Here is a 381-nt window from a genome sequence, read left to right as displayed (position 1 = left end):
CCCCCCCCCCCCCCCCCCCCCCCCCCCCCCCCCCCCCCCCCCCCCCCCCCCCCCCCCCCTTTCAAGCAGAACACGGCATCCGAGAGTTCCTGTACGGTCTCGTGGGCTCGGAGATGTGTATAAGAGACAGGGGTTGAAACATTTCGCGCACGCCGATGATGTTGATCACGCCCAGGGTCGCGCCCTGCGTGGGCGCGTGGGTTGAAACGACATCGACCAGCAGATCCTGCGTGCGCAAGGCAGTCGCGCCCCTGTCTCTTATACACATCTGACGCTGCCGACGAAGAGAACCTAGTGTAGAGCTCGGGGGGGGGCGGGGCGGTGGGAGGGGGGGGGGGGGGGGGGGGGGGGGGGGGGGGGGGGGGGGGGGGGGGGGGGGGG

1 protein-coding gene is annotated in these 381 nt (G+C 72.2%); it reads right to left on the bottom strand.

What is annotated here, in order from left to right; all coding sequences use genetic code 11:
• Positions 1-61 precede the first annotated feature (61 nt).
• A partial coding sequence (locus tag JHD63_RS24855; protein ID WP_304952659.1) for a hypothetical protein occupies positions 62-381 on the bottom strand: 320 nt, incomplete at its 5' end.

The organism is Xylophilus sp. ASV27, assembly GCF_016428875.1.
Classification (GTDB): Bacteria; Pseudomonadota; Gammaproteobacteria; order Burkholderiales; family Burkholderiaceae_C; genus Xylophilus.
This window is presented reverse-complemented; position numbering and strand designations above follow the sequence as displayed.